Below are 1350 nucleotides of genomic sequence, written 5' to 3'. Positions count from 1 at the left end.
GGCACCCTCCCTTTAGTTGTGTAAGTTTAGTTTGACATTTGATTTTTTAAAAAATCAAATGTCAAACTAAAAAAGTTAAATAACTTAGCAACAATAATTGTTATTTTTTATGGACAAGTCAACACTTTTAGAGGGGGATTTTCTCAAACAATTCAAGAGTGGTTCAGAGTTTACCACTTTTATGGACACGCTTTACAAGCGAGGTATTGAAGCCTTGCTTGAAGGAGAGCTAGATGCGCATTTAGGCTATGATAAGCATCAGAAACGCTCGAAGACCAACGCCCGTAATGGTTACAGTAGCAAGACGATTAAAACGGAATCAGGAGCAACCCAAATTCAAGTACCCCGTGACCGAGAATCAAGTTTTGAGCCTGTGATTGTTCCCAAAGGTCGTCAGGTATCCCAAGGGATAGAAAACGTGATTATCTCCTTGTATGCCAAGGGTATGAGTACCTCTGATATTGAAGAACAACTACATGAAGTATATGGTTTTCAGCTATCGACCACGAGTATTTCAAGGATTACCGACCGCATCAATGCCGATATTCTGGCTTGGCAAAACCGTCCTTTAGACAGTGTTTATCTGGTAGTTTGGATGGATGGTATCGTCTTTAAAGTACGAGAACAGTCAAGAGTCATCAATAAAACCGTGTATATTGCCGTAGGACTTACCAAAGAGGGCTATAAAGAGGTATTAGGGCTTTGGGTAGGTAAAAATGAAAGTGCTAGCTTCTGGATGAATGTCTTGAGTGATTTAAAAGCCAGAGGTGTAGAAGATATTCTTATTACTGCTACGGATAATCTTCAGGGTTTTACTCAAACCATTAAAACCATTTTCCCACAATCCAATACTCAAATATGCATCGTCCATCAAATCAGAAATGCCTGTAAATATGTATCTTACAAAGACCGAAAGGACTTTAGTCAAGACATGAAGAATATCTATATAGCTCCCACCAAGCAAGCAGCACAAGCGGCTCTGGAGGATTTTGCCAATAAATGGCAAGCTAAATACCAATATGCCATCAAAAGTTGGAAAGATAATTGGGATGAACTAACCGTATTTTTTGACTTCCCAGTGGAAATAAGAAAAATCATCTATACCACCAATTTGATAGAAAACTTGAACGGGAAAATAAGAAAATATACTAAAAACAAGCTCTCCTTCCCAACTGATGAAGCCGTATTAAAATCAGTGTATCTAGCAGTCAACGAAGTAGCCAAAGTTTGGACAAAACCCATTCAAAACTGGGGAATTATTATCAACCAATTTTACCTTATTTTTGACCAAAGAATCAAAAACAAATAATCAATACAAAAAACAACTTACACAAAATTAGGGATAGTGTC

General features: G+C 37.6%; 1 protein-coding gene. It reads left to right on the top strand.

The window, feature by feature from the left end; translation table 11 throughout:
* The first annotated feature begins 109 nt into the window (after window positions 1-109).
* Window positions 110-1309, top strand: a complete 1200-nt coding sequence (locus VB776_RS24445) for an IS256 family transposase (RefSeq protein ID WP_323699464.1) — start codon at window positions 110-112, stop codon at window positions 1307-1309.
* The last annotated feature ends 41 nt before the right edge of the window (window positions 1310-1350 follow it).

This window comes from Arcicella gelida (genome assembly GCF_034931025.1).
GTDB classification, from domain to species: Bacteria; Bacteroidota; Bacteroidia; order Cytophagales; family Spirosomataceae; genus Arcicella; species Arcicella gelida.
This window is presented reverse-complemented; position numbering and strand designations above follow the sequence as displayed.

Bases quoted from the DNA above. Each gene is read 5' to 3' on its own strand.
- VB776_RS24445 (WP_323699464.1), top strand. From the start codon at position 110: ATGGACAAGTCAACACTTTTAGAGGGGGATTTTCTCAAACAATTCAAG.